This window comes from Oligella urethralis DSM 7531, from assembly GCF_000372065.1.
Taxonomy (GTDB): domain Bacteria; phylum Pseudomonadota; class Gammaproteobacteria; order Burkholderiales; family Burkholderiaceae_B; genus Oligella; species Oligella urethralis.
The window spans coordinates 1-25,200 of record NZ_AQVB01000003.1; the positions used below are offsets into that span (position 1 = coordinate 1).

Consider the following 25,200-nt stretch of genomic DNA (forward strand, 5'->3'; position numbering starts at 1 on the left):
CAAGGCTAACTTGACCCTTGTGATATTGCGCCTCTAGCTTATCAATGGCTTTGTTGAGTTCGTTTTTGGCGGTCTGCACATTCTGACTAAAGTCTTGTGACACCGCAACCTGCACANCCAGCTCGCGCTGCACGGCGTCCGCATCGAAACGATTGGCTAAAGCACCACTATCGGCAGCCGCTGTCTCCGTGGTTNTGTTGGTAAAGACCCGCTCGGCCATGGCATCGGGACCTAAGCCGGTGAGCAATAATTGCGTATCAGAGTCTGTGATTAGGAGATTTTCTGTGTTGATACCGCTAGCCGTGGTGCGCTCTTGACGATCTATGTCATTGCCAGACCCCATGCTACCACCCAGTGTGTGCGTGGTTTTCCCCTCGTCGCTTCGCGTTTGACCCTGCCAGCCACCCTGAATATCAGCCGTGAGGTTAATGCCCACACTGCTCCCGTCATGCCCTGCGCGATTCACCAGTTTACTGGTCATTAAGGTACCCGTGATAAAGTGATTTTTGCCCTGTTGCTCTGCTTGGGCCGTCGAGGTCACCAGTCCGCCAATGAGTTCGGTATGATCGTTGACCACAATCTGATAGCCCCCGTCACCAGCATAAACGCCTGACGGCTGAATGACGCTTGCGTAATCGGCTTGGATCGTTGAGCGACTCAGGTTTGCACCCCCAGAAGCACCCACCCCCACCGTCAGCTGACCACCTAGGCTCTGTTGTTTGCCCTCATAAGTCGCTGTGTCCTGTACGCTCTCGATGTGAAGTCGCTCAGTGGCGATCTGCACCGTCTCGCCCAACACCTGCGCACCGCGCAAGGTGGTCGTATCCCCTGCCTGTAATGTCGTCAGGCTGGTGCTATCACCAGTCTGTGTCTGGCGGTGCCTGACGCTGTCGGCGTCGCCGTAACCTTTGCCTCGATTGGCACCCGCAGTGATACCCACGGTCGGTGCGCCTTCGCCTAAGCTCATCGCTACCCCAACGTTCCAGCCTGAGGTGCTGTTCTGACTGCGACTGCGCTCGGTTTCTGTGGCCGGCAGCAAGATAATATCGTTCTCAGCCACAAGGTGCGTACCCCCTAAACCCAACACATCTGAACCGATGACACGCAGATGAGAGTCCTCGCCCGCACCGTGCGCGATCACGGTGGCTGTCTTACCCGCCAGCATCTGACTAGGCGCCACCGTATGGCCACTGTGTTGTTGCGATACGTGACTTTTTTGCGAACCAAGGGTTACCGACACACTGGCTTTTTTTGCGGCATCAAGACCAATCGGCTGCCCCTGTAACAGCTCCACGCCCTCATAGAGTCGCCAAGCACTATTCGCCACCGCCATGGCTTGAGTTCGATGGTTTTTACTCTCGCCAATCGACTCAATCGCATGCTGAATGTTCTTTGCCGCATCCACCACCGGTACACTCGCAGCCACGGTCAGACCACTTTGCTTATCCGTGCGTCGATAGTACTCAGAATACGGTTGCTCACCCGCAGTGATCGTGACAGCTTGGCCAGTGATCAGAACATCACCTTGGGGTGCTGAGACCGTACTGGCTTCCTGCCTATAACGACGGCCTGCCTGAATCACCGTATCACCAGCTAAACTCCCGACAAGGCTACCACGTAAGGTGCCATCACGTCGGTCATGCTCGATTTCTGTTGATTGTCGACCAATCGTAAAGCCGAGACCACCAGTACCAAAAACACCTGATTTCTTCGTTTTCTCATAGTAATCACTAAACGCATACTCCTTAGCCGCACTAAGGCTAATGTCACCCGCAGCGTGCAACTGCGTGCCGTAATCCGAGATCAGGTCGCTACCCATAATCTGCATGTCTTTACCACTCTGTAGCACGACCTGAGCCGCGGTAAGCTCACTCGCCACGCTCTCATCTCGCTCACTGAACCAATGTGTTTCTTTTGATTTACTGCCCAAGAAGCGACGGTGTTTTGTCACATGGCGCTCATCATGACGCGACTCAGCACGCCCAGCTTCAATCGTGAGGTTATCCTTGGCTGTCACATGCAAGAGACCATGCTCGCTCGTCAGCTCTGCTGCTCGCAGCGTCGCTTGCTCACCGGCGTGCAAATGGATATCTCCAACGGTCTGAATCGCAGTCCCCGTCTCTTGCCAACGTGCTTCTTTAGTGTAATTGCGTGCATCCGCCACGCTGTCTTGACGATACCCCGTCGTTACCGTCCCCAAGCTAAGATCACGGCCCGCAACCAGTTGCGTCTGCCCGTCCTGACCCGTATTGCTCACTAACGCCGCCGTTAAGGTGAGGTCCTGAGCCGCGTCAAGTAATAGCTGCGCTGCGTCGTTGGTTACCTGCACACTGGCTAATCGGTCAATGCCTTGACGCACCCCACTAAAATACGTGCCACGATCACCAGTCACTTCCGCTTCGGTGTGATAAGTGGCACTTTCTAGCATGAGGTCCCTACCCGCACGAAGACTCGCAACCTCAGTCGCATGAACGCTACTACCACTTAAGGTCATATCCCGCTTCGCCGTCAGCCCCACGCGTTTTGCCTGCACTCGGGCCAAGGCCTGATCCATACGGCCCGCTTCAATCGTGACCAACTCTCGACCAGCCACCGTGCCACTGTTCACAAAGCCATCGGTCACGCTCAATTCAACGCGATGGCCTGCCAATAATGCACCGCTATGAGCTAGATCCCCTTGACGTGGTTTCACATACACTCGTGGCACCAGCACCTCTTGCCTTGTCCCATCCGGTAACGTTACTGTCTGCGCCTCTAACCAAACGATATCACTGGTTAAGCGCGACACCTGTGCCGCGGTTAACGCAATCCCTGGCGTTAACTGATGCGCCTTGGCAAAGGTCACGCCCTGCTGCATCAATGCTTTAAACTGCGCTTCGTCATTTTCATAACCGTCTAAAAAGCGCTGACCCGTCAATTGCAGAATTTGTTCATTTAACAATCGCTGCTCGTAGTAACCGTCGCCTAAACGTTTCATCATTCGCGCAGGGTCCGTCGCCAATGCCTGTAACATGTAGTCACTGCTTAGCCATTGGCGATGGTTTGTAAAGGCGGGATCGGTTTCAACTAAATAACTGCCATGTTGAGCATTCACGCGATAAAGACTCGAGTTTGGCAAATGTACTCGTAGCATCTCGCTAAGCGTGCCACCGATGGTTTGAACTTCACCGAGCTCACCTTGGGAACTCAATCGATCCTCCCAAGGCGCTTGATTCGCATCAGGCGCTGGCAGGCGCTCCAAGGAAGGTGCACCAATAGCCTCCGCATTACCCGCAACAACAGTCGATTGTTGCGCTCTCGTTACCACCTCAGCTTGCCTTGCTAAAGGAGTAGGGGTCTCTTTCTGCGTATCAACCCGAGTAAATGCCTGATAGACAGAAACGGGAAGATCAATGGTTTGTACTTCGATGGCTTCAAAAGGTACTATTGGGCCATACTCCCGTTGATGATAACGTCTGAAGCCTCCACGCCAGCGTTCCCAAGCATAACGACTGTTACCTTTATCCTCTATCGTCCGCAGCCCTTTTGCATCAATTTGCTCAATCTCACGCGCATTGACCTTTAAAGCCTGACCGGCCACAATGCGGCTTTTATCATTGCTCAGACGATCGGCATTAATCGTTAAATTACCGCCTGCAATCAAATCCCCAGGCCGCGATGTCGCAACCTGGTCCTCAAACACCCTTCGCGTAATCCAGTATTCCGTATAGCGATGCCTAAATTGATGTTGGTACTGCTGATTATAGGAATTAAGTGCGTCATTTAAGGCATGCCAACGTTGACCATCAGTGGCCATCCATGCCTGATAGGCCTGCTCATACTCGGCCTGCTTGTGCTCATGGGTAGACAGCGCTTCTCGGTAAGCATTCCAAGTCTGCTGCGCACTACGACACGCTCTGCGATCATCAGTATCAAAAATAAAAGCGCAACTTGTCGGTTCAGCAACGGTTGGTGCAGAGGGCACCTGTGGTGCGACCGGTTCAGGCACAATACCTGGGGTAATACCGAAATAAGTCCACGCTGGGTTATCGGGCCCATATTTATCAAAATTAGTGAGTTGTGTCGCTAAAAAGCAAGTCGCTCCAAAGCGTGGCATGCACGTATTTTTTATCGACCACAACGGCGTCTCACCGGGTATCAACTGCTCATAATCTTCTGGGCCCTTGCTGACAAATTCCGACGCACGACGACTCCATTTACGCTCTTTCAAATCCTTCTTATTCACACGTGTGTCATAGCTATTTGAATCATGCACAATAAAGTCCATGCGTTCAGGCGTAGCCACTTCGACTCTTTCCAATGCAAATTGAGGATTTTCATTTGCAATCGTCTGCGCATTCAGCTGCATGTCCCCCACCGACTCAATCGTGGCGCCACGATTGAGGAGAAGGCGAGCTTGACCTTCTGCCTGCTGTTGATCATTTAAACGGCGACCAATCGCTAACTCACCCCCACTAAATATCAACCCCTCTGCTTGGTTTTGAAGCGTTTGCACACCGATATCCACCCGCTCACGACCGGCAATCACCGCCGCCTTCGTGGTGCCATCAGTTTGTTTTTCTTCGCGGTTAACTAAGGTCGTTGCTTGTAGTGCCACCATATCACCATAGAGGCGACCGCTACCAATATTATCGATAATGCCAGTGGCCGTCACTCGCGTTAGACCGTGGCTATTTATTAAGCCGCGATTGACCACATCCCCGTCATTGGCAATCACGCTAACCGCCGTCTCACCCAGCAGCTCGCCACTCGCCGTATTATCAATGCGCGCTGCTTGAGCCGTTAAGGTCTGTGCGCTATACACCGTGTCGCGATTCGTAAATTGCCCTAGCGTAGTCAACGATAAATCACCACCCGCTTGTAGGCCACCCGTGTTCGTCAAACTCTCTACCACATCCAAACGCAAGTCGCCCGGCGTCTCCAATCGCGCCTTACTTTGTAGATCACGCGCAACCAAGGTCGTTCCCACAGTCCCTTGAATGATGCCAGTCGCATCTTGCGCGATCACTAAACGACGTTGTGTTGGGGTGTGTGCGGGGTCACGAATTGTCACTGTGTTGGCAGCCAAGATTTCACCGCCCTCATTCTTCAAGTGACGACTGGCTTGAATCTGTACATCACGCTTGGCGTGAATCTGGCCCTGCTGATTGTCTACATGAGCCGTTGCCACATCAATCGTCTGTTTGGCAACCAATACGCCGTGTTGATTATTGAGTTGAGCATTATCCCTCAGTCGCAAATCGGCTCCTGCTGACACCTGACCACCCTGATTATTTACCGTGGTCGCCTGCAAATGAACGTGCTCATCGGCGACAATCAGTCCCGATTGATTGTGAAGCCTTTGAGCTCCCTGCACGCTAAGACCATTTTGAGCAGATAAGGTACCCCCTTGATTATCCACCAATGCGGAGCTCAACTGCAGCTGTTCCTCCGCTAACAGCGTGCCCTCTTGGTTTCGAATGGCCTCTCGCGCTGTCACCGTCAAATCCTCAGCCGCCACCACATGACTTGCTTGATTGTTCACCGTCTGCGCTTGGATCTGGACCGATTGCTCCCCCACCATCACACTGTCTCGATGATTAAAAGCTTGATTTGCGCTCACACGGATGGTGCCTGCCACAGAACTCGTCTCGGTTACGTCAATCGCTTTCGCCTTCAACGTCAAGCTCTCATCGACTAGCCATTCGCTATGCGTCGCCTCTAAACGCTCCCCGGCATGGAATTCCACGTTCTTAGCCTGCGCTTGAAGCCCATGGAGGCGTAACTGTGTCTCAGCATGATGCCTCAACTGCTCCCCCGCTTGGAGCTGGCTCGTTTCTAAGCTCAGACTGCCGTCCGACAGCAAATCAACCGTATCCTGTCCTGACACCACCGTGTCGTGTAAATTAAGCGCACGATCAGCCGTCACACGCACCGACTTGCCAAGCAGCTGAGACTCTTGATGATGCATCTCCGTTGCGTCCATCACTAGGCGGTCTTCTGCTGAAAAAAGCGTGCCTTGCGTCTGTCCCGTCGTCGTCCGAACGGTCAGTGCCTGCCCTGCTGACCATACACCTTGTTTCGTCTCCAGCGCACCGTCAAGCGTTACCAGCGCATCGCCTTTAGCACTGAGCGTGGCATTGCTCGCTGTCAACTGCCCAGCCTGCAAGCGCATGTCCTGATGACTCAGTAACTGCGCACCATCCGCCTGCACCGTTTGTGCCACCTGCAAATTCAAACTGCCCTGCGTTAAAAACAAGCCCTCTTGAGCCGCTAAAGAACCCGCCTCAACAGTAGCCGCCCCATCAGCCACTAACCGTCCAGCCTGATGCTGCAAACCGCCAAGCGCCTTGACCACCAAATCCCCTTGGGAACCAAGTAGTCCACTGGTATTATCCAGTTCTGTTTCAATGTCGACAGTCAACCCTCCTGCGCCTGCCGCTGAGATTATCCCTTGATTGGAATGTAAACGTTGCGCTGTCACGTGCATCGCTTGTTCTGCGAGTAACTGACCCTCACTATTATCCACATCGCCCGTCGTTGAAATACGTAAATCAGACGACGTGCTGATACTCCCTTGACGATTATCAAGTTTCTGAGCAGCAAGTGTGATTGTATTAGGGGAGTAGAGACGCCCTTGACTGTTATCAATTTGACGACTTGTTAATTTTAAATTTTCAACCTCAATCTTGCCGCGGTTCTGCCAATGCGTTCCAGATGTCTGAAGCGAGGCGACCCGAATGTCGCCGTGATTACTAAAGTCCTGATTCACCGCCAGATGGATATCCCCATTCGCTAAAAGCTGCCCACTTTCATTGCTCAGCATGCCTTTAATTTCGATCACACCGCTGGCTAAACTTGGTAGTTTCTTTTGTTCAAACTGAGATGTGCCCGCTGTCTTAGTGTCACTTGAGGGTGTAACGGCAACAGTTGAGCCGGTGTCAGAAACAGCGCCATGAGAAAGCGTTTGCTCGTCAGCAAGCTGTCTTGTCGTGCCTAACTCACCGCGTTGATTCAATTGCCCAGAGGAAATCGTCAGACCTTGTGTGCCACTTTGCTCGATGGACGATTGTCGATTAAATAGCTCTTGGGCTTGAATATCCAAACGCGCAGCAACCACCTTGGCGTTATCAGTATTTGTCAATTGCTCAGTGTGCAGTCTTAGCTCATGACGCGCTGTGATTAAACCACTGTTATTTTTAATACGGCCCGCTTTTAAATTAACAGCCTGTGCCGCCATCGTGCCATGGTTTTCAATCGTTTGGCTCGCAACTTGTAACGCGGCAGATGGGTGACCCTCTGATCCAGCAGTGGCAACCATCTCCCCGCGATTTGTTAATTGCCCATCCGCACTTAATTGCAATTTCCCTTGACCAGCAAATAACTGCCCTGAGTTATTAACCCCGACCCCCTTGTCATTACTCACTAATACAATTGAATTAGCATACATGCCGCCTAAATGGCCAACATCAATTGCAATGCTCGCCTTGTCGGCGGAGCGCACTTGCTGGTTTGCCTCATTGGTATTGAGTGATTGCTGGGCGCTGTTTACTTGATGTGCTAAGGTTACCGACTGATTAAGATCAGACCCACTAAAGCTTACCGTTTGTGTACCCGTTGAGACACTTAGGTCATTAGCCCAAATACCACCTTGTATATCAGCGGTCTTGGCAATGAGTTGCGTATAATTGGCGTCCTTGCTATTAAGCCCATCAGCGCCAATCTGTACCGTGCCCTGAGTAACTGACATCCCAGTCAATTGGCCTTGTGCGTTTAATTGCACTTGGCCTGTGGCTAGGGTGACGCCCTGTGCGTTAATAAAGCCTGCGCCATTGACTGCAATGCCTGCTGGGTTAGCAATCACCACCTCGGCGCGACGACCCGCCACCTCGGTAAACCCATGTAAGTGGCTCGGCTCTCGACTATTGACCTGATTCACAATCACCTTGGCTTCACCACGCGCCAAATGTGGGTTACCCTGAACCCAACCGGCCAACTGGGTTGATACCGCTTGGCGACTATTATTTAAAATAACCCCTTGGCGCGCAATATCAAACTGACTGTACTGGTTAACCGACACCCCGGCCTTCGTGGGGGTCTGAATATTGACTTGTGGCAGACCATTTGCTGTTTGCAAAATTGTCGCTTGCTGATGCTTTGCCGCTGACTTATCCGCACGAATCTGGGCTAGCGCCTCGTGACTCATTGAGACAGCACTTAGGGCCAATAAGACACTAAATGTCAGTGCTCTAACCGGAACATACGTACAAATGGGTAACGTTGGCTTCGAACCTTGTTCTCTTGATGCCTTACCGTTGCGGCTGGCAATATCGCTCACCACCATTAATTGACCACGTGTTTTATTAAAAATAATGTGATAAAAAGACTGATTCATATGTATCTTGTTACGCCGTCAATTCAAACCGCGCCATTCTATTAAGTGAGATTAATACACTGTCTAATAAGAAAAATTTAAGCTAAATCCAATCACTACACGCTTCGTTTTAAAGCCTGACGGTTTTTTAATCGGTGTACCGACAAAGAAGTCGTAGTACCCTTGCGGGTTGCTATGAGGTGATGAGCCAAAAGTCAGCTGCCCACGTAAACCAATCACTGCCCCTGCCAAGGTTTGTCCTAGTAAGTAAGATGATGATGGGCCACTTACTCGACCCACGTCGGCGCCCACATAGACTTGATGATTGGGTCGATATTGCCAAGCCACGTCATTACGCCAATACCAACCGCGCTCAGCCATCAAATACAGCTCTCCATCAAAGCCGCGTACGCTATAACGCCCCCCGATCGCCAATTGATCTTGAGTAACGAGTGGGCTCTTATGCCACTGCGCATGGACACGACTATCCCAGACTAAACTTTCTTGACCCAAAGTGAATGGCATAGACCAATTCACGTCGGCGGTTAGCACACGCATGCGTGAGGTGCCTTCACCAAACAAGTGCTCAGCAGGCTGCTCACTATTGAATATGCCCGTGCCTCGACGGTAGGACAAATCAAGCCCTAAGGTATTGGCTCCTATGAATTCCTTATGAGAAACCGATGCTTGCCACCCGCCCATTTTTTTGCGTTGCACATCAATTTCGGCATCCGCAATGTAATTATTTGAACGACGTTGCCATAACTTAAAACTAGCTTGCGTTTTACGTCGTTGATCTCGGTATAAGGTGCGACTCACACCTAATTCACGATTTAAACTGCGTCCGTTATAGTCATAATGCTCATAAGCGCCAGCCACCGCCTGATGGTATCGATAGTAACTTTGATTATAAAAAAACTGCCAATAACCCCAAGGTATCGAGTAATGCAAAGAGTAACTGTCAGTTCGCCCTTTAGTTCGATGACCATCGTCATCACGAAGGCTCAACCTATCACCTAGGCTACGGTTATATGACACATAAAACAAATCACTTAAACCCAAGAGACCATCGCCTGAGAAAGTGGTGGTGCCTATATAACGTCCAGTCTGTCGACTACCCGAATTATCAAAGCCCATACTGAGTCGAAATGGCACATGACGCTGCTGCCAATCCACATGCACATCACTGTACTGCGCCCTGTCTGCCGCTTCGATCCGTATGGATGTTTGCGCTGTAGGTAGACGTCGATAATTTTCTAGGCCTTGCTCAATATCGCGTAAATTAAACACCTCGCCGCGTCGGACTGGCATCTCATTTTGCAGCCATCGCATACGAGCATGTCCAAACCCTTGCGCACCGTCAGGACTAAGAATAACCTCCCCCACATAACCTGGGATAAGTGTTAGTCTTAGATGCCCCTGACTTAAGTCTTGCGCTTCAAGCACCACACGACTTGTGGTATAGCCACGATCAATTAAGGCATTTTGCGCATAGACACTTAAGAGCTCAATACCTTGAACGCCAACACATTGCCCCTCTTTAAACCCTGCGCGAGTTATTGCAGCCTCTAAAGCAAATTGAAAACGACTGGCCTCTTGGCCCTCCAAACTTAAGTTCTTGATCGGAAAGCATGGCGATTCCTCACCGATCGCTGCCAAGGTACGGAAAGACGGCTCCTCTAACTCAGGACCGACTAAACGCACATCGTCTTGGGATTGACGTGTTGCCTGCTGCAACGCCTCGCGTTGTTGCTGACGTTGCTCTTCAAATTGAGCCTCATTTGGGGAGGACACAACAGAACCAGATTGCGCCAAAGCGTTCGACATAAAAAAAGCCGACAGCCCAGCGACTATCGACCCACGTAAGAACAGAGAACTAACGACAACCAACGGATTTTCCTTATTCACTTTACGGGCTTAAATTAAGCAAACATCATAGACAAGTAATATGTAAAACTTATTAAATGGCAAATGATAGCTGCGAAAACCAACTTAACTATTAAAAATGGCAAACTCAAGCCTTGCTCTCGCTCTAACCCTAAAGTATGAGTCAATAACATTGGTTTAAACACGCATTAATGGCGCATCTTTTACTTATGCAAATCAATAACTAAGCTATACCAAGGTTTAAATGCCATCTCTCATTTTATTGCCAACATGCAGCCTAAACCAATATTCTCTTTTTAATCTTATTATTGCTTACTGCAAAATGAGCACGTGCTTTATATGTTCAGTTCACTTATATTCAAGCCGTCTTAACCTGTCTCGCCACATAATTCGTCGGTCTATTTCCATGATAAATCCGACCCTGAGCATGCAAACGCCACCACGTCATAGCCGCCACTAAAATACCAAAGGTTTCAACCGCCCCCGCTGGCACCCACATAATCAAACCACCCCAGCCCTGATCCTGTACTGCTGAGATCGGAATAGCACGACCACAAATTTCAAACAAGGGATATAAATCGGTCGAGGTAAAAGCAATATAAGCACCTGCCACAATTTGCGGCGCCATGGTAAAAACAGGTGATAGCACACGCTCCAACGGTGACATCACCGCAGGACTACCAGGCAAGGTACGTTTTTGCCACCACCTACCCAAACTGCTTTTAGCCGTAATGACTGGTGGATGGTACGGCCGTCTATCCACAATCAAATTCCAATATAGAAGACCACTCACTACCACCGACCAGTTCATAAAACGATAGATATTGACATTTAACATCGAGTAAAACTGAATGGTCGGGAACAACCAAATAATCACTAAAAAGACAAACAAAGAAGGGATAAAGAGTTTATGGGTGAGCCAATAGATCAACGCCTGACCAAAGGCGGTTTGATTAAAACGCTGAAGCTGTTGACGCATACCACGCGTCATGCCAGCGCGCATAACTTGACCTGGATAAGACAGCATAATCATCAGCGGCGCCAAGTGGTGTAATACCAAATGCTGCGCACGGTGAATAAAAAACACGCGCTCAGCATAGTAATCCACATGAGTATGCATCGAAAGATACAATAACACCCATCCCGACCAAAATAAAATCTGGCGAGATGCATTGATGGGCTTCCTGCGGCTTCCTATAAAAAACAAATAAGCCGAAAGCAAAAAACAAATAATTAAGGTCGGAGAAAATTCCCACGGCCTTAGCCAGTGAGCGAGTGTTAAGTTCATATTAAGAAGAAAAAGCGTTTACTACCATCTTTGTGATGTGAATGAGCGTTATAATGCTCCATCGATTTTACAACAAAATACTAATTTCCGTAATATTATTAAGCAGTTATGCAGATTGGTCCTTGGCAACTCCCCAATAATGTCTTTGTTGCACCGATGGCAGGTGTAACCGACAGACCTTTTAGGCGTCTTTGTAAACGCCTAGGGGCTGGTCATGCTGTGTCAGAAATGGCCGCGAGCAATCCCGAGTTGTGGAATACCATTAAAACAGCCAGACGCTTAGATCACCGTGGCGAGGTCGATCCCATTGCAGTACAAATCCTCGGTGCTGATCCTGAGATGATGGCGCAAGCGGCAGTATTTAATATTCAAAAAGGCGCTAAAATCATTGACATCAATATGGGCTGCCCCGCTAAAAAAGTCTGTAAGGTTGCCACCGGCTCTGCCCTATTACGTGACGAGGCACTGGTAGCACGCATACTTGAGGCCGTGCTGAGTGCCTGTCAACCCTATGAGGTACCGGTGACACTTAAGATCCGCACCGGTTGGGATGCTCAAAGCATTAATGCGCCGACAATTGCCAAACTCGCCGAAAGCATCGGCATCAGCGCATTAACCATTCATGGTCGCACACGCTGTGACTTTTATCAAGGTCAAGCAGAGTATAAAACCATCGCTGCAGTGAAAAAAATTGTCAAAATACCTATAATAGCTAATGGTGATATTGATAGCCCTCAAAAGGCTAAGCAAGTGCTAGACTATACGGGAGCGGATGCCATTATGATTGGCCGCGCAGCCCAAGGCAACCCATGGATCTTCAGAGAGATTGCCCATTACTTAAGTAGCGGCAACTTGCTACCGCCCCCTACGCTCAAGGAGATGAAGGAGGTGCTCTTAGCGCATCTTGAGGAGCATTATCATTTTTACGGCGCACATACCGGTGTGCGCACTGCACGTAAGCATATCGGCTGGTATTTAAGTCGTTTCTCCGGCAGTGACACCCTACGTCGCCATTTAAATACGATCGAGTCTTGTCAACAGCAGAGCCAGGTGTTGGCTGATTGGTTTGAGCAACAAGCTGAGCTTGAACTAAGTGCTTAAGCCTCGATCACTCCAATGGTCATAACAAATAATCAGCTAATAACAATAGATTTTTCATCATGAATAAGCAGACCCAGACCCCACCATTGCATGATTGCGTGCGCGCTCATTTGGAGGCTTATTTCAACACCTTAGGAGACGAGGCGGAAGCCAGTCAGATCTGGAATATGGTCATGCAGTGCGTTGAAAAAGCCACGCTCGAAATGGTGATGGAAAAAAGCCAGTTTAACCAATCCAAAGCAGCGGAGATGTTAGGCATTACGCGCAACACCTTACGCAAAAAACTTCTTACCTACGACATTATTAATTAAACGACTATGAAACAAATCACTGCACTTCTTTCGGTATCCGACAAAACAGGTATTGTTGATTTCGCCAAAGCGTTGGCGGCACGTGGCGTAAAGCTTTTATCCACTGGCGGTACCGCCAAGCTCCTCAAGGACGAGGGACTACGCGTGACTGAAGTAGCCGAGTACACCAACTCGCCTGAGATATTGGACGGTCGCGTCAAGACTTTACACCCTAAGGTTCACGGCGGTTTATTGGCACGTCGTGATGATGAAAATCATCTACGTACCATTGCCGAGCATGGGATTGATACCATCGATCTCTTGGTGGTAAATTTATATCCTTTCCAGCAGACCATTGCCAAAGCTGACTGCACCTTTGCTGATGCAGTGGAAAATATCGATATCGGTGGCCCCGCCATGCTACGTGCGGCAGCGAAGAACCACGGCACAGAAAAAGGCGGCGTCACAGTGATTATCGATCCTAGTGACTATGCTGAGGTGTTGGAGGAATTAGACCAAAAGGGCGAGACTTCCTATGCTTTACGCTTACGCTTAGCGACCAAGGTTTATGCCCATACCGCTGCCTATGACGGCGCCATCGCAGCCTACCTTAGCAGCTTAGAAGCGGCTGAACCGGCACAACATGAGACGCCAGCGCAAAGCACATGGCCGGGTATTATCACGGTGCAAATGAAGCAGCAACAAGCCATGCGCTACGGTGAGAATCCACATCAAAGCGCTGCTTTCTACATCGACACCAATACCCGCGCCGCCGGACTACTGAGTACGTACAAGCAGCATCAGGGTAAAGAGCTTTCTTATAATAATATCGCCGATGCCGATGCGGCTTGGGAATGTGTACGCTCCTTTAAAGTACCCGCTTGTGTGATTGTTAAGCACGCTAACCCTTGTGGTGTGGCAATGGCCGAAGGTCCTTTACAAGCCTATCAAAAAGCCTTTAAAACCGACCCGACTTCTGCCTTTGGCGGCATTATCGCCTTTAACCGTGAGGTTGATTTAGCGACGGCCCAAGCGGTGAGTGAGCAATTCTTGGAGGTTTTATTAGCGCCAGCATATAGCAAGGATGCCTTAGCATTTTTAGCGAATAAGAAAAATGTGCGCGTCTTGGAAATCCCTGCCGGCGACGGTCGCAACGCCTTTGATGCAAAACGTGTGGGCGGTGGTTGGTTAATTCAAGATCCGGATTTAACCCCTCTAGATCCAACCCAAATTGAAGTGGTCACCAAAAAACAACCGACTGAGAAGCAGATGAAGGATCTGTTATTTGCGTGGCAGGTGGCGCACTTTGTGAAGTCGAATGCCATTGTCTTCTGCGCTGATGGTATGACCATGGGCGTAGGTGCCGGTCAAATGAGCCGCTTAGACTCATCACGTATTGCAGCGATTAAAGCAGACGCTAATGGTTTAAGCTTAAAGGACACGGTGGTTGCGTCGGATGCTTTCTTCCCCTTCCGTGACGGTTTGGATGTGGTGGTTGAGGCCGGTGCCAATTGCGTGATTCAGCCGGGCGGTAGTATTCGTGATGATGAAGTCATTGCGGCCGCAGATGAGCATGGGATTGCCATGGTCTTTACCAAAATGCGCCACTTCCGCCACTAAGCAGCAGGGCAGAGGATGGTTAAAACTCAATGAGAATTTTGGGCGTTGACCCGGGACTTCGTAAAACCGGCTTTGGCATTATTGACTACCAGGATGCTAAGCTCAGTTATGTGGCTAGCGGCACCATTGTGGTGCCCACCGAAGCTGCACTTTACGAAAGACTGCGGGCTATTGGCGAGCACTTAGTTGAGGTGATTGACACTTACCAGCCCGATGTGGCGGTCATTGAAAAGGTCTTTCTCAACACCAATCCTCAATCCACCCTCTTACTCGGACACGCTCGCGGTGCAGCCATGCTAAGCCTAGCGCAAAAAGGCTTAGCCGTGTCCGAGTACACCGCATTACAAATTAAAAAGGCCGTGGTCGGTCGTGGTCATGCTCACAAGGAGCAAGTTCAAGCCATGGTGCAGTATATTCTAAAACTATCGGCACAACCTGCACCCGACCCCGCTGATGCCCTAGCTTGTGCCATTTGCCACGCCCATGCGGGCGCACTCTCGCACACATTACAAGCACATAAAAAAAGCTCGTTAACCGTTAAACACCGTATTCGTCACGGTCGTTTAATTGGTTAGTTCGAGACTCGGAGTACGATATGATTGGTCGTTTACGCGGCAAAGTGATTGAAAAATCCCCTCCCCTGATTTGCGTTGATGTCAATGGCATTGGCTACGATGTCTTTGTGCCAATGAATAATCTTTACGATTTACCGGCGCTAGGCGAGGAGATTGAACTTTATACCCACTTTGTGGTGCGAGAAGATGCGCAACAACTGTATGGCTTTTTGCAGGACGCCGAGCGTCAAACCTTTAGAACCCTAATTAAAATTAGCGGTATTGGTCCACGCACGGGCTTAGCGATTTTATCTGGGATCAGTGCTGAGCAATTAGCGATTGCAGTGGCTGAGGACGATCTGTCTTTACTCTGTAAAATACCGGGTATCGGTAAAAAAACCGCTGAGCGCATGGTCTTGGAATTACGTGGTAAATTAGGTGCATTACCTTCAGCCACAGTGACTAATAGCCCAGCACAACAACGGCAGGACATTGCCAATGCCCTGATGGCACTGGGTTACTCCGAGCGCGAATTACACAAGGTGTTGCAAGCACTAGCGCCTGAGATTGAAGTTGCCGAAGGTATCCGACAAGCGCTAAAGCTTTTGTCCAAGTAATTGATCGATAGGGTGATTATGGCGATATTTTCCGATAATTTAAGCACGCAAACAGAGGCTGATACACGGCTAGTCTCAGGCCATGCCGCCTCCGGTGCAGAGGAATCGGTGGAGCGTGCCTTACGGCCTAAGCGCCTAGCCGATTACACTGGTCAGACTCGTGCCCGTGAACAGTTGGAAATCTTTATTGAAGCCACTAAGCGACGCGGTGAGTCACTTGATCACGTGCTACTATTTGGCCCGCCCGGCTTGGGAAAAACCACCTTAGCCCATATTATTGCGCATGAGATGGGCTCGCAAATGCATCAGACCTCAGGGCCGGTGCTGGAGCGTGCTGGCGACCTTGCCGCCCTGCTGACCAATCTCAATAAAAACGATGTGCTGTTTATTGATGAAATTCATCGTCTTTCGCCAGTGGTTGAGGAGATTCTCTACCCGGCGATGGAGGACTTTCAGATTGATATTTTAATCGGTGAGGGTCCAGCGGCACGCAGTGTCAAAATCGATTTGCAGCCCTTTACCCTGGTCGGCGCCACCACACGAGCCGGCATGCTGACCAATCCGCTACGCGATCGTTTCGGTATTACACAACGTTTGGAGTTTTATACCAGCCAGGAGCTGCAGCAGATTATCACGCGCAGTGCCCATTTACTCAATGCCGCCATCGCTCCTGAAGGGAGTTTGGAAATTGCCAAGCGGGCGCGGGGTACGCCACGTATTGCCAATCGTCTCTTAAGACGTATCCGTGATTATGCGGATATTCGCAATAACGGTCTCATTGATGCAGCCACCGCCAGCGCTGGCTTAGCTATGTTGGAAGTGGATCCCGAGGGTCTGGATCTGATGGATAGAAAGCTCCTAGAAACCATCATTCATAAGTTTAACGGCGGTCCGGTCGGGGTGGATAACCTGGCGGCAGCCATTGGCGAAGAGCGCGATACCATTGAGGATGTGATTGAACCCTATTTAATTCAAAATGGCTATTTACAACGCACCACCCGCGGTCGTATTGCCACCGCCATTGCCTGGCAGCATTTGGGTTTAAAAGCACCAAGCACCCTCGGCGCAGCGGATGATGAGGCACCAAGCCTATTTTAAGAGGGCTAAAATTGCCTCACCGTACTGACTGATTTTCTTATCACCAATACCCTCAATTTGGGCTAAATCGGCTTGCGTTTGCGGCTGCTTCATCACGATCTGATAGAGGGTAATGTCTTTAAAGATCACGTAGGCCGGCACCCCATTATTTTTCGCTTCTTGTAAGCGCCATGTTTTTAATGCCTCAAATCGCTTTGTCTCAGCCGGCCCTAAATCAAATAGCGGTCTATTCTGAACCGGCATTTGATTATTGGAATATGCTTTACTGAGTGGCGGGATTTTTCTTAGCCAAATTTTCTTCTTGGCAAACAATAAATCCTCACTTTTTTTAGTTAAGCTATAGGTATTTCGAAAGCCTTCAGAGTGCATATCCAAATAGGCTGCAGCTAGCAACTGACGAATCAGCCCACGCCATTGAGCCTCATCCAATTCACGGCCAATGCCAAAGACAGTTAGGGCATCATGCCCCTGCTGCATCACACGAGCGGTCTTTTTACCATGCAGAATATCCACCAAATGCTTCGCCCCGCTATACTCCCCATACTCATGCTGCAATCGGTAAATGGTTGATAACAACTTTTGAGCAGCAACCGTCGCATCCCACAAGGCCGGTGGCTCTAAACAAATATCACAATTACCGCAAGCTTCAGCCGTCTCACCGAAATAGGCTAATAAACGCTGACGCCGACAAGACGTGGCCTCACAAAAAGCCAACATAGCATTTAAGGCATCCATAGAACGCTGCTTAAACGCCGCATCCCCTTGAGAAGACTCAATTAATTTACGTTGCTGCATCACGTCTTGTAAGCCGTAGGCTAACCAAGCCGTTGCTGGCAAACCATCACGCCCAGCGCGCCCAGTTTCTTGATAATAGGCCTCAATCGAGCGGGGCATGTCGATATGCGCAACAAAACGCACATCCGGCTTATTAATCCCCATACCAAAGGCAATGGTTGACACCATCACCACGCCGTCTTCTTGTTGGAAGATGCGCTGATTTTCATAACGCACTTCAGCGCTCAGACCCGCATGATAAGGTAAGGCTCGGATACCAGCTTGCTTTAAAAATGCGGCCACTGCTTCACTTTTCTGGCGCGATAGGCAGTACACAATGCCCGATTCACCGGCATGCCGCTGATTGATAAAGCTGAGTAACTGCTGCCTTTCTTTCGTTTTTTCTACCAGCTCGTAGCGAATATTGGGGCGGTCAAAACTGCTAATAAACTGCTTCGCACCTTGTAATTGCAAGCGCTCAACAATTTCCTGACGCGTTAACTCCGTGGCGGTGGCTGTTAAAGCGACTCTCGGTGTGCTAGGCCAACGTGCAGGCAAAATCGACAAGTCCAAATATGCTGGTCGAAAATCATGGCCCCATTGCGATACGCAATGCGCTTCATCAATCGCAAAGAGGGCGATTTGCAAACTATCGAGTAGACGTAAAAAACGTGGATTATCAAAACGCTCCGGGGCCACATATAAAAACTTAACCTCACCTCGAGCAACGGCCGCTTCCGCAGCACGCATTTCATCCCAGTCCATCCCCGCATGTAAACTGAGGGCTGACAAACCAAGCGCCCGTAAGCCATCAATCTGATCGTGCATCAAGGCCACCAAGGGCGATACCACCACCGCAACGCCAGGTCGCAACAACGCAGGAATTTGGTAGCAAAGTGACTTACCAGCGCCAGTCGGCATTAAAATCAAGGCATCCTCACCCTGAGTTAGATGCGCTACAATCGCCTCTTGCTCACTACGAAATTCATCATAACCAAATACATGCCGCAACACTTCTTTGGCTGATAGCAAATCACCCTGCATTAATCATCTTTGATCGTCGTTTAGAAACATAGTAGTGTACCATTTCGCTTCACGCCTCAAGCAACGCAAGCGCATTTGCGGTAGGATATAATAATTCTTTGCTTTCACTGGATGTCTTATGCAAATTGGAATTGCCGGAGCCGGCTTAGCCGGACGTTTACTAGCCTATGCCTTATCGACACATGGCTATCAGGTAGCGGTTTTTGATCCAGCGCCTGACGCTCACGCACGGGTCGCTGCCGGTTGGACCGCTGCTGGGATGCTATGCCCCTTAGCAGAAATGGATACGGGTGATGATGATGTGTATGCCTTAGGTCAGCGCGCCTTAGCGATTTGGGCTGCGCTTGCCGAGCGCATGGACAATCGCATTGATCTACGTCTCAAAGGTAGTTTGATGCTTGCCCACCAGGGTGATGAGGGTGCCGCCGAGCAGATGATTCATTTATTACAGCGTAAGACGCCTAATCCAGAGGATACGCCCAGAGCCATCACGATCAAGGAGCTGAGGGACTTAGAGCCTGCCATTCAGGGTCCGGCACATGCGTGGCTGCTACCGCAAGAGGGTCAGGTTGACACGGGTCTAGCCATGCGTGCCTTATGCGCAGAGGCTAAGGACGTGAGCTGGCATTGGGGCGTGCAGGTGGATAGTTTACATCCGGGCGAGATAGTGATGGGTGATAAACGGCATCATTTTGATTGGGTCTTTGATTGTCGAGGCGTTGGTGCCAGACGCTTGAAATACCCACACCCCACCGAGCTTTCCTGTCAAAATGTACGTGGTGTGCGCGGTGAAATTTTTTGGGTGCAAGCGCCCGAGGTGGCGTTACATCGACCGCTGCGCCTATTGCATCCACGCTATCAGGTCTATATCGTACCGCGGCAAAACAATATTTTTGTGATTGGTGCGAGCTCCATTGAAAGCGAGGATCGATCACCAGTTTCTTTACGAACCACCGTGGAGCTCCTAGCCGCGGCACATAGTGTGTTACCTGGCTTAGCCGAGGCACGATTAGTTCACACTGAAACTAATTTACGCCCAGCCTTGGTGGATAACTTCCCACGCATTGAAACTGAGCAGGGTTTAAGTCGCATTAATGGTCTCTTCAGACATGGCTGGATGATTGCGCCCGCCATGATCGAGGATGCCCTCAATGCGGCTTTGGAGATACCCGTTTTAGCAACGCTTTAAGGTAGAGTTAAGCATGATTACGATAAAGATTAATGGAGAAGACAGACAGTTTCCAGCCGACATCACCTTGTCGCAAGTGGTCGAAGCATGGCAACGTGAGACGGCACAAGCGCTCGACCCCAGCTTAGTTGCGACCGCCGTCAATGAGGTGTTTGTACCGCGTCAGCAGCGCACTGACTACATTTTAAAAGCAAACGATGAAGTGTTTACCTTTTCACCGATCACTGGGGGCTAAGTCACGATGTCAACTACTTTTAACATTGGTGGCGTCAGCCTCAACAGTCGTTTTTTCTTAGGTACCGCACTCTACCCCTCGCCTGCTGTTTTAGCTCAGGCAATTGAGGCAGCCGAGACAGATGTAATTACCGTTGGACTTAAGCGTCAGTTACCAGCGGGTGCAAATCCTCTAACCCAAAGCACGACGGAGGGGGTGGATAATCCTTTTTTCCAGATTCTTAAGCAAAGCGGCAAGCACTTACTGCCAAATACCGCTGGCTGTAAAACTGCCCGTGAAGCCATTACCCTTGCCCATATGGCGCGTGAAATCTTTGAGACACATTGGATTAAGCTCGAAGTCATTGGTGACGACTACACCCTGCAGCCCGATCCGATTAACTTAATTGATGCGGCCGAGCAGCTAGTTAAGGACGGCTTTGAGGTCTTCCCCTACTGCACGGATGATTTAGTCACCTGCCGCCGATTATTAGATGTGGGTTGTAAGTTATTGATGCCATGGGGTGCGCCTATCGGCTCGGGTCAGGGCTTGACCAATCCTCATGCCTTACGCATTTTGCGTAACCGCTTACCCGATGTCCCGTTGATTGTGGATGCCGGTATCGGCTCCCCAGCGGATGCCGCCATCGCCATGCAAATGGGCTTTGATGGAGTACTACTGAACTCAGCCGTGGCCAAGGCGCATGATCCCGTCAAGATGGCGGAAGCCTTTAAACTGGCTGTGCGCTCTGGCCGTCTAGCCTATGAGGCTGGCATCATGTCCAAGCAGGATATGGCCTCACCAAGCACACCGGTCACTGGCAGACCCTTTTTGTTAGACTAGCGGATGCTAGCACATAAGTAAATTTAAGGCCCGAGCGACTTAACGCTACGGGCCTTAATTAAATGAAGCAATGACGCTTTAAGCTGCGTGGCGCCAATTACTTAGACGGGCACTTAGCAAAACGTAGATAAGGCAGGACCTTATTGAGCTCACCAAATTTTGCTTCAGCTTGTGAATCATCAAGGCTTAAAGCCACAATCACATCCTCACCCGGCTGCCAGTCAGCAGGCGTAGCAAGGGCCACACCATCTGTCGCCTGAATAGCGTCTAAGGCACGTAAAATTTCGCTAAAGTTACGACCAACAGACATTGGGTAGGTTAAGCTTAAGCGAATCTTCTTATCAGGACCAATAATAAATACCGTACGTACGGTGGCACTATCTGCTGCCGTACGACCGTCAGGCAAATAAGCCTCAGCTGGCAGCATATCGTAAAGCTTTGCCACGTTTAGTGAGGTATCGTCAATAATCGGGAAGTTAGCAGGCACCTTGGCAAAGTGACTGATGTCATTTTTCCACTTCACATGCTCGTCAACACTATCCACCGACACACCGATCACCTTGGTGTTACGCTTTTCAAACTCAGCCGCTAATCTTGCAACAGCACCGAATTCAGTCGTACATACCGGGGTAAAATCCTTAGGGTGAGAGAAAATAATTGCGTAGCTGTCACCAATCCAATCGTGGAACTTAATTTCGCCCTCGGTTGTATCAGCAGTAAAATCTGGTGCGATATCGTTAATACGTAATGACATAAACACTCCTTCGTCTGGTAGATAATTCAATACAGCTTAAATAACATAACACATCAAGCCGTAAATAATTAGAATCGCCGATAACTCTGATAGACTTAATCAGCGAAGCGATAATTAAGATACTAACATAGTCACTCATTATCGCTAAATAAAAATATCTACCATTTATATAACGCATAGCTATTACTGATATCTATATACTTTTGCTTTGTTATAACCTGGATTTATATCAATGATCACGATTCTCAACATTACCCTGCCGCTTTTTCTACTGATCGGCGTAGGTTACGGTGCGGTTAAGTTAGGCTTTTTAAGCTTGGAAAATAATAAGGGGCTAGGCAGTTTTGTACTTAACTTTGCCTATCCTGCCTTGGTGTTTAATGCCATTTCTACCCTAGATATTAGCAGCGCCTTTTTATTTGACTATGTGTTTGTCTATGGTGGTATCACCATCTGCCTATACTGGGCCGGACTACTCATCAGTCTCAAAGTACTGGGTCGCACGGCGGTACAAGCTGCGCTCAATGGCTTAGGGCTCATCTTTTGTAATACCGCTTTTTTAGGCTATCCGGTATTAGCGCAGGTCATCGGCTTAGAACAAGCCGCTATTTTTCTCAGCATGAACCTGCTTTTTGAAAATTTGTTGGGCGTACTACCCACCATTTTGCTCTGCGAACTATCGTCTGGTAAAAAGAAAAACCTCTTTAAATTATTTCTCACCGCACTTAGAAAAATCGTCAGCAGTCCACCCATTGTTGCCATTCTAAGTGGGATCATTTTCTCCCTCCTAGGTCTGGGCGTGGTGGAACCCGTCAGAAAAACACTTACGATGCTGAGTATTGCGGCAGCGCCTGTCGCACTTTTTGCCATTGGTGCCAATCTTAACGCCATTCGTTTCCGCTCCAGTATCAAAGCGGCGATTCCAATTTGCCTGGGCAAATTAGTGCTTTTCCCAGCGCTTATTTTTGCTGGCTTTACGCTTTATGGCGTCACCGATCATATCACCGTGATGTCAGGCGTATTGCTGGCCTCCGCGCCCGCTGCTACGCTCTATGCACTGATTGGGATGCAATACGGTGAGAGCCATACCTCGGGCCATTTGATCGTCATGACCTTTGCCTCATTCTTTAGCCTCAGTACGGTCTTAGTGCTGTGGAATTACTTCTACGGTTTCCCTAATGCACTCTAGTAGGCTCAGGCGTCCGTTCCTGGCTAAATTGTAACAAAAGGTTAACCCAGCCTTGAAAGAACAAAATTCGCCCATATAATTAGCACTCATTGGGGCAGAGTGCTAAAACTCTCCCGTTTTCATGAGTTTTATAATTAGTTATTTAAATTCTTTAAGGAGTTTCACATGGCATTACGTCCTTTACAAGACCGCGTAATCATCAAGCGTTTAGATAATGAGCGCACTACAGCCTCAGGTATTGTGATCCCTGAAACTGCCGCTGAAAAGCCTGATCAAGGTGAAGTGATTGCAGTTGGTGCTGGTAAAAAAGCTGATAACGGCTCCATTATCCCGATGGAAGTAAAAGTTGGCGATAAAGTACTTTTCAGCAAGTACACCGGTCAAACAGTGAAAGTTGATGGTGAAGATTTATTAGTCGTTCAAGAATCCGATATCTTGGCAATTATTGACTAATCACCGACGACAGATACTCTGACGCTGGGTTAAGACTCAGCGAGTATTTATAAAGAATTTTTAATCTATCCTGAGATATCAGGCTCGATCAATAAAAGGAAATTAAACATGGCTGCAAAGCAAGTATTTTTTGGTGATGATGCCCGTTCACGTATTGTTCGCGGCGTAAACATCCTCGCAGATGCTGTTAAAACAACCTTAGGCCCTAAGGGTCGTAACGTTGTACTTGAGCGCTCTTTCGGTGCCCCTACCGTAACCAAAGACGGTGTTTCTGTTGCTAAAGAAATCGAACTAAAAGACCGTTTCGAAAATATCGGTGCGCAATTAGTTAAAGAAGTTGCTTCTAAAACCTCTGACAGTGCTGGTGATGGTACTACCACTGCGACTGTATTGGCTCAAGCCATCGTACAAGAAGGTATTAAGTACGTTGCTGCTGGCATCAACCCAATGGATCTTAAGCGCGGTATCGACAAAGCCGTTGCAGTTGCGGTTGAAGAGCTTAAACAGCTTTCTAAGCCTTGCACTACTTCTAAAGAAATTGCCCAAGTTGGTTCTATTTCTGCTAACAGCGATACTTCTATCGGTGAAATCATCGCTAACGCCATGGACAAAGTGGGTAAAGAGGGTGTGATCACGGTTGAAGACGGTAAGTCTTTAGAAAATGAATTAGATGTGGTTGAGGGTATGCAGTTTGACCGCGGTTACCTCTCTCCATACTTCATCACGGCGCCTGAAAAGCAAGTGGCTGCACTAGATGAGCCTTTTGTTTTAATTTACGACAAAAAAATCAGCAATATCCGCGACTTATTACCTATCCTAGAGCAAGTTGCCAAATCTAGCCGTCCGCTATTAATCATTGCTGAGGATGTTGAAGGCGAAGCTTTAGCTACCCTAGTGGTTAACAATATCCGCGGTATTCTTAAGACCACTGCAGTGAAGGCCCCTGGCTTTGGCGATCGTCGTAAAGCCATGCTTGAAGATATCGCTATCTTAACTGGCGGTACCGTTATCTCTGAAGAAACTGGTATGTCTTTAGAAACAGCTACCATTGAAATGCTTGGTCAAGCGAAGCGCATCGAAGTTGCCAAAGAAAGCACGACCATTATTGACGGTGCTGGTGATGGCGCTAACATCCAAGCTCGTGTTAAGCAAATCCGCGCACAAATCGAAGAGTCTACTTCTGATTACGACCGCGAAAAATTACAAGAGCGTGTGGCTAAATTAGCCGGTGGTGTTGCTGTTATCCGCGTGGGTGCTGCCACTGAAGTTGAAATGAAAGAGAAAAAAGCACGTGTTGAGGATGCGTTACACGCAACTCGCGCAGCTGTTGAAGAAGGTATTGTGCCTGGTGGTGGTGTTGCGCTTATCCGCACCAAAGCCGCTGTGGCTGCACTTAAAGGTGACACTGCTGACCAAGACGCTGGTATCCGTTTAATTCTACGTGCCATCGAAGCACCTTTACGCACCATCGTTGCTAACGCTGGTGAGGAAGAAAGTGTGGTTGTGAACGAGGTTATCAAAGGCGAAGGTAACTACGGCTATAACGCCTCTACCGACCAGTACGGTGACTTAGTTGAGCAAGGTGTACTTGACCCAACGAAAGTAACCCGCTCTGCATTACAAAACGCTGCTTCTGTGGCCGGTTTACTACTAACCTCTGAAGCTGCTGTTGCTGAGCTACCTCAGGAAAATCCTGCACCTGCAGCAATGCCTGATATGGGCGGTATGGGTGGTATGGGTGGCATGGGCTTCTAAGCTAGCCACTATCACACAGCATCGCTGCTTATAGCATAAAACGGCGCCTCAATCTACGAGGTGCCGTTTTTTATTTTTTATTTTTATTTTGCGCCTATCGCAAGCGTTAAAGAGCGGTTAGCCCTACAATAGGGGCAGCTGATTTGATTTAATGACTGCTCTTCTCTAATTGATTGT

17 protein-coding genes are annotated in these 25,200 nt (G+C 49.2%); 12 read left to right on the forward strand and 5 right to left on the reverse strand.

What is annotated here, in order from left to right; genetic code table 11:
- The 3 genes from A3GA_RS0102510 to A3GA_RS0102520 all read right to left on the reverse strand — a co-directional run.
- On the reverse strand, positions 1-8,374 hold an 8,374-nt coding region (locus A3GA_RS0102510), incomplete at its 3' end, for a two-partner secretion domain-containing protein (protein WP_018025810.1).
- Between the two features lie 63 nt (positions 8,375-8,437).
- The gene (locus A3GA_RS0102515; protein WP_018025811.1) at positions 8,438-10,180 is read right to left on the reverse strand and encodes a ShlB/FhaC/HecB family hemolysin secretion/activation protein; all 1,743 of its coding nucleotides are present in this window, start codon (positions 10,178-10,180) and stop codon (positions 8,438-8,440) included.
- 418 nt (positions 10,181-10,598) lie between these two features.
- Positions 10,599-11,528: a cytochrome c oxidase assembly protein gene (locus A3GA_RS0102520; RefSeq protein ID WP_026156766.1), complete on the reverse strand. Its 930-nt coding sequence runs from the start codon at positions 11,526-11,528 to the stop codon at positions 10,599-10,601.
- 108 nt (positions 11,529-11,636) lie between these two features.
- On the opposite strand from A3GA_RS0102520, the gene dusB reads away from it, so the two are divergent.
- From dusB to ruvB, 6 genes are read left to right on the forward strand one after another with little or no spacing between them, the layout of a single operon-like run.
- On the forward strand, positions 11,637-12,629 hold the full coding sequence (gene dusB, locus A3GA_RS0102525; RefSeq protein WP_018025813.1) for a tRNA dihydrouridine synthase DusB: 993 nt from the start codon (positions 11,637-11,639) through the stop codon (positions 12,627-12,629).
- A 59-nt stretch (positions 12,630-12,688) separates the two neighbouring features.
- A complete protein-coding gene (locus A3GA_RS0102530; protein WP_018025814.1) occupies positions 12,689-12,940 on the forward strand; it encodes a helix-turn-helix domain-containing protein in 252 nt (83 codons plus the stop codon).
- 6 nt (positions 12,941-12,946) lie between these two features.
- Positions 12,947-14,539, forward strand: a complete 1,593-nt coding sequence (purH, locus tag A3GA_RS0102535) for a bifunctional phosphoribosylaminoimidazolecarboxamide formyltransferase/IMP cyclohydrolase (protein ID WP_018025815.1) — start codon at positions 12,947-12,949, stop codon at positions 14,537-14,539.
- Between the two features lie 29 nt (positions 14,540-14,568).
- Positions 14,569-15,114: a crossover junction endodeoxyribonuclease RuvC gene (ruvC, locus tag A3GA_RS0102540; RefSeq protein ID WP_018025816.1), complete on the forward strand. Its 546-nt coding sequence runs from the start codon at positions 14,569-14,571 to the stop codon at positions 15,112-15,114.
- A 20-nt stretch (positions 15,115-15,134) separates the two neighbouring features.
- Entirely contained in the window at positions 15,135-15,710 is a 576-nt protein-coding gene (gene ruvA / locus A3GA_RS0102545; protein WP_018025817.1) for a Holliday junction branch migration protein RuvA, read from the forward strand.
- 18 nt (positions 15,711-15,728) lie between these two features.
- Entirely contained in the window at positions 15,729-16,808 is a 1,080-nt protein-coding gene (gene ruvB / locus A3GA_RS0102550) for a Holliday junction branch migration DNA helicase RuvB (RefSeq protein ID WP_018025818.1), read from the forward strand.
- On the opposite strand, the gene recQ is transcribed toward ruvB, so the two are convergent.
- The gene (gene recQ, locus A3GA_RS0102555) at positions 16,800-18,626 is read right to left on the reverse strand and encodes a DNA helicase RecQ (protein ID WP_018025819.1); all 1,827 of its coding nucleotides are present in this window, start codon (positions 18,624-18,626) and stop codon (positions 16,800-16,802) included. The genes ruvB and recQ overlap by 9 nt on opposite strands.
- A 118-nt stretch (positions 18,627-18,744) precedes the next feature.
- Between recQ and A3GA_RS0102560 the strand changes: the two genes are divergently transcribed.
- The 3 genes from A3GA_RS0102560 to A3GA_RS0102570 are packed head-to-tail and all read left to right on the forward strand — an operon-like array spanning position 18,745 to position 20,872.
- Positions 18,745-19,815, forward strand: coding sequence for an FAD-dependent oxidoreductase (locus tag A3GA_RS0102560; RefSeq protein ID WP_018025820.1), 1,071 nt, complete (start codon positions 18,745-18,747; stop codon positions 19,813-19,815).
- A 13-nt stretch (positions 19,816-19,828) separates the two neighbouring features.
- The gene (thiS, locus tag A3GA_RS0102565; protein ID WP_018025821.1) at positions 19,829-20,050 is read left to right on the forward strand and encodes a sulfur carrier protein ThiS; all 222 of its coding nucleotides are present in this window, start codon (positions 19,829-19,831) and stop codon (positions 20,048-20,050) included.
- Positions 20,051-20,056: 6 nt separating this feature from the next.
- On the forward strand, positions 20,057-20,872 hold the full coding sequence (locus A3GA_RS0102570) for a thiazole synthase (RefSeq protein ID WP_018025822.1): 816 nt from the start codon (positions 20,057-20,059) through the stop codon (positions 20,870-20,872).
- 97 nt (positions 20,873-20,969) lie between these two features.
- Here A3GA_RS0102570 and A3GA_RS0102575 read toward each other — a convergent pair whose 3' ends face one another.
- Positions 20,970-21,626 (reverse strand): peroxiredoxin, encoded by a 657-nt coding sequence (locus A3GA_RS0102575; protein WP_018025823.1) that lies wholly within the window; start codon positions 21,624-21,626, stop codon positions 20,970-20,972.
- A 232-nt stretch (positions 21,627-21,858) separates the two neighbouring features.
- Here A3GA_RS0102575 and A3GA_RS0102580 point away from each other — a divergent pair, with 232 nt between their 5' ends.
- The 3 genes from A3GA_RS0102580 (at position 21,859) to groL (ending at position 25,023) form a co-directional block, all read left to right on the forward strand.
- Positions 21,859-22,815, forward strand: a complete 957-nt coding sequence (locus A3GA_RS0102580) for an AEC family transporter (protein WP_018025824.1) — start codon at positions 21,859-21,861, stop codon at positions 22,813-22,815.
- Positions 22,816-22,980: 165 nt separating this feature from the next.
- Positions 22,981-23,268: a co-chaperone GroES gene (groES, locus tag A3GA_RS0102585; RefSeq protein WP_018025825.1), complete on the forward strand. Its 288-nt coding sequence runs from the start codon at positions 22,981-22,983 to the stop codon at positions 23,266-23,268.
- A 108-nt stretch (positions 23,269-23,376) separates the two neighbouring features.
- Positions 23,377-25,023: a chaperonin GroEL gene (gene groL, locus A3GA_RS0102590; protein WP_018025826.1), complete on the forward strand. Its 1,647-nt coding sequence runs from the start codon at positions 23,377-23,379 to the stop codon at positions 25,021-25,023.
- Positions 25,024-25,200: the final 177 nt, after the last annotated feature.

Coding starts and splice junctions, on each gene's coding strand:
- A3GA_RS0102515 (WP_018025811.1), bottom strand. CDS start 10,180: ATGTCGAACGCTTTGGCGCAATCTGGTTCTGTTGTGTCCTCCCCAAAT.
- A3GA_RS0102520 (WP_026156766.1), bottom strand. CDS start 11,528: ATGAACTTAACACTCGCTCACTGGCTAAGGCCGTGGGAATTTTCTCCG.
- dusB (WP_018025813.1), top strand. CDS start 11,637: ATGCAGATTGGTCCTTGGCAACTCCCCAATAATGTCTTTGTTGCACCG.
- A3GA_RS0102530 (WP_018025814.1), top strand. CDS start 12,689: ATGAATAAGCAGACCCAGACCCCACCATTGCATGATTGCGTGCGCGCT.
- purH (WP_018025815.1), top strand. CDS start 12,947: ATGAAACAAATCACTGCACTTCTTTCGGTATCCGACAAAACAGGTATT.
- ruvC (WP_018025816.1), top strand. CDS start 14,569: ATGAGAATTTTGGGCGTTGACCCGGGACTTCGTAAAACCGGCTTTGGC.
- ruvA (WP_018025817.1), top strand. CDS start 15,135: ATGATTGGTCGTTTACGCGGCAAAGTGATTGAAAAATCCCCTCCCCTG.
- ruvB (WP_018025818.1), top strand. CDS start 15,729: ATGGCGATATTTTCCGATAATTTAAGCACGCAAACAGAGGCTGATACA.
- recQ (WP_018025819.1), bottom strand. CDS start 18,626: ATGCAGGGTGATTTGCTATCAGCCAAAGAAGTGTTGCGGCATGTATTT.
- A3GA_RS0102560 (WP_018025820.1), top strand. CDS start 18,745: ATGCAAATTGGAATTGCCGGAGCCGGCTTAGCCGGACGTTTACTAGCC.
- thiS (WP_018025821.1), top strand. CDS start 19,829: ATGATTACGATAAAGATTAATGGAGAAGACAGACAGTTTCCAGCCGAC.
- A3GA_RS0102570 (WP_018025822.1), top strand. CDS start 20,057: ATGTCAACTACTTTTAACATTGGTGGCGTCAGCCTCAACAGTCGTTTT.
- A3GA_RS0102575 (WP_018025823.1), bottom strand. CDS start 21,626: ATGTCATTACGTATTAACGATATCGCACCAGATTTTACTGCTGATACA.
- A3GA_RS0102580 (WP_018025824.1), top strand. CDS start 21,859: ATGATCACGATTCTCAACATTACCCTGCCGCTTTTTCTACTGATCGGC.
- groES (WP_018025825.1), top strand. CDS start 22,981: ATGGCATTACGTCCTTTACAAGACCGCGTAATCATCAAGCGTTTAGAT.
- groL (WP_018025826.1), top strand. CDS start 23,377: ATGGCTGCAAAGCAAGTATTTTTTGGTGATGATGCCCGTTCACGTATT.